Annotated in this window: 2 protein-coding genes; one reads left to right on the forward strand and one right to left on the reverse strand. The window is 43.6% G+C overall.

Going from position 1 to position 3059, the window contains the following annotated elements; genetic code table 11:
* On the forward strand, positions 1 to 1143 hold a 1143-nt coding region (locus H6S82_RS26555), incomplete at its 5' end, for a GTPase family protein (protein ID WP_191056982.1).
* Here the strand turns inward: H6S82_RS26555 and H6S82_RS26560 are convergent.
* Positions 1136 to 3043 (reverse strand): adenylate/guanylate cyclase domain-containing protein, encoded by a 1908-nt coding sequence (locus H6S82_RS26560; RefSeq protein WP_190463661.1) that lies wholly within the window; start codon positions 3041 to 3043, stop codon positions 1136 to 1138. The two genes, H6S82_RS26555 and H6S82_RS26560, sit on opposite strands and share 8 nt — an antisense overlap.
* Positions 3044 to 3059 lie beyond the last annotated feature (16 nt).

The raw sequence follows: 3059 nt of genomic DNA on the forward strand, positions 1-3059 counted from the left end.
ATCGATTTACCGACAGAATTCGCAGTTTCTACGCCAACTTTACCCAAGGCGAAAACGCAAACTCTGCGAGATATCTTAGCAAAAGCAGAACCTGTTGAAGAAGTAGAACAAAAATTAATTAATATCCTGCTGGTGGGTAGAACTGGCGCGGGAAAAAGCAGCTTGATTAATACTTTGTTCCAAGCCGATAAAGCAGCAGTTGATGTTTTGCCGAGTACCGATCGCATTCAAAATTATCACTGGCAAACTGAAAGTGGAGAAATTCTTACGCTTTGGGATACTCCCGGCTACGAACAAGTTAAACGGGAGGATTTGCGGGAAGAAGTGTTAGAATATGCCAATAATGCGGATTTGTTGCTATTAGTTACGCCTGCACTCGATCCGGCTTTGCAAATGGATGTGGACTTTCTCAAAGATGTGAAAGGAGAAGTCGAAAATTTGCCTGCAATCGCAATTGTAACGCAAGTCGATCGCCTGCGTCCGATCCGGGAGTGGCAACCGCCTTATGATTGGGAATGGGGCGATCGAGCAAAAGAAATTGCGATTCGAGAAGCGACGCAATATCGGGAAAAGCAATTAGCTGAATACTGCGATTTCGTGTTGCCGATCGTGACTGCGGATAGCAAAACAAATCGGGTGGCTTGGGGTGCGGATGCTTTATCTTTGGCATTAGTCGAATCTATTTCTCCCGTCAAACAAATGCGTCTGGCGCGGTTTTTGCGGAACTTGGAAGCACGCACCGTTGCGGCAGCAAAAATTATCGATCGCTACACTTTCCAGATGACAACAACCCAAGGTGTAACTTCGCTGCTTAAAAGTCCGGTTCTCCAGTTCATTTCTACCCTATCAACCGGTTCTCCTACTCTGGCATATGTGCTGGCAGAACAAATTCCAGTGGAACAGTTACCTGTGGTGATTGGTAAGCTACAAATGGCCTACGATCTGTTTTCGTTGTTGGCTACGGGCGATGGGAACAAGCTAAAATTTGACTTGCTATCTTTATGGCCGTTGCTGTTAGAAAAATTTAGCCCTCCCGAACGTGATGCTAGGGCATTCGGTCATGCCCTAGTGGAGTTTTGGACGCAAAATCTGACGCTCGAACAACTGCGGGAAAGGTATGAGTACTATGGCAAAGCTAATTAACAATATGCTTGACAAAGCGTTTTCCGGTGAGGATGTAGACGATCATTTCGCCTTTACCTTTGATCGGAATTGTTCCTCGTTCCTCAAACTCAAATTCGTCTTTTAAACGTTCGTAGATGGCGGCGGTTACTTGAATCATTCCGGGAAGTCCATTCGATTCCATGCGGGAGGCAATATTGACGGTATCGCCCCAAAGATCGTAGATAAATTTGCTCATCCCAATTACTCCGGCGACTACGGGGCCAATATTGATGCCGATTCGCAGTTGAAACTTGTCTGTGCGATTGGCGTTAAATCTGGCGATCGCAGCTTGCATATCCAGCGCCATGAGGGCGATCGCGCTAGCTGAATCTTCGCGGGGTATGGGTACGCCACCAACTACCATGTAGGCATCGCCGATCGTTTTGATCTTCTCCAAGCCGTGTTTTTTTGCTAATAAGTCAAACTCAGAAAAAATTTCATTTAACAATTCTACTAACTCTGTAGGATTTTTTTCTGTAGATAATTTTGTAAATCCTACCATATCGGCAAATAGTACGCTGACTTCTTCAAAGCGATCGGCGATCGGATTTTCACCGGCTTTGAGGCGATGGGCGATCGGTTGAGGCAAAATACTCAGTAGCAGTTGTTCTGTCTGTGCTTGTTGAAACTTTAAGGCTTCTTGTACTTGCTTGCGTTCGGTAATATCGGAAACGATGCCTTCGTAGTATTGCAGCTTACCCGAACTATTTCGCACCGCACGAGCAGTTTCAGAAATCCAAATAATCTTGCCTTCTTTGCGATATACCATTGATTCAAAACCGGAGACGGCATTATGTGCTTCCATCGCGACGATAAATTCTTGGCGACGCTTGGGGTCAACATATATCTGTCGGGAAATGTTTTGTATGCTTTGCATCAATTCTAGTGGGGAAGAATAGCCATAAATTCTTGCCAGTGCGGGATTAGCACTCAAGTAGCGCCCTTCTGGTGTAGTTTGATAGATGCCGTCGATCGCATTTTCTACGATACTGTGATAGCGTTCTTGTGCTATTCGCAAAGCTTCTTCTGCCAGCTTGCGATCGCTAATATCTCGCGCCACCAAAATAACTGTATCATCGTTCAACGGAGAAATCATTACTGCTAACCAAACTCCTTTTTCATAGATGTTTAAACTGTAATCAAAATTGATAGTCTGTCTGGTCTCTAATGTTTGTTCAATTATACTTAACCAACTTGGGTGATTTTCTGCGTGAAAAATTTCTTCGATTATGTAGCTGACTAAATCGGTGTCATCTTGATAGAATGTAATGCTATTTGTCGGTAAAATATCGATGTTGCCGAGCTGACCTTCTTGAATATTAATGGTCATCACAATATCGGTCATCGCTTCAAATACCGCTCGCATTTTGTGTTCGGAAGCGAGTAACTTTTCTTCCAGAAGTTGACGGGAGTTAATTTCAGATTGAAGTTGTAGGTTTTGCTGGTGAAGTATCTCGGCTTGTTGCTGAAGTTTATTTTGCAAAGAGCGTTGGCTAATTTGATTAGCTACTCGTGCCAATATCTCTTCGACTTGAAAGGGTTTGCTAATGTAATCCGCGCCTCCAACTTGAAATGCTTTGGCTTTATCTAAGCCTTCATTGAGCGCACTGATGAAAATAACTGGAATTCCGCTGGTTTCTGGGTCAGCTTTGAGTTTTTCGCAAACCTGGTAGCCATCGAGTGAAGGCATGAGAATATCGAGCAAAATTAAATCCGGTAATATACTTTTAGCGACCTGAAGAGCTAAATGTCCATTGTTGACTGGGCGGACTTTATAACCATTTTTTCTCAAAATATTAACTAATAGACGCAAGTTGACTGGTGTATCGTCTACTACTAATATTTCTGGATTTAAATTTTCGTCGCTCGCGACACTCATTGGCGTACTCTAATAA

Source organism: Planktothrix sp. FACHB-1355, from assembly GCF_014748295.1.
Classification (GTDB): domain Bacteria; phylum Cyanobacteriota; class Cyanobacteriia; order Cyanobacteriales; family Aerosakkonemataceae; genus Aerosakkonema; species Aerosakkonema funiforme_A.